We start from the raw sequence: 256 nt of genomic DNA, 5'->3' as shown, positions 1-256 counted from the left end.
CAAGGACAAGGACGTGGTCGAGGCCGATCCGGATGCGGTCTTCTTCAAGCGCAAGACCGAGACCGGGACGCATAGCCCGGTCATTCCGTTCTACTGGGGATATCGCGAAATATTCAAGGAATCCGGCACGAAGAACGGACAGCGCACCGACCGCTTCGGCAACCGCCTGGACAAGGACTTGTCGAAAGGCGGTGGCCCCTTCGCCAACGCCACGAGCACCTTGCCGGACATGTGGAACCGGGGCATCTGCTCCCCC

1 pseudogene is annotated in these 256 nt (G+C 61.7%); it reads left to right on the top strand.

From position 1 onward, the window contains the following. Positions 1–13 precede the first annotated feature (13 nt). Positions 14–256: pseudogene (locus tag KVT32_RS30680) on the top strand (hypothetical protein); the annotation flags it as partial.

Origin of the sequence: Achromobacter sp. GbtcB20 (assembly GCF_019091095.1) — a bacterium.
Taxonomy (GTDB): domain Bacteria; phylum Pseudomonadota; class Gammaproteobacteria; order Burkholderiales; family Burkholderiaceae_B; genus Achromobacter; species Achromobacter mucicolens.
This window is presented reverse-complemented; position numbering and strand designations above follow the sequence as displayed.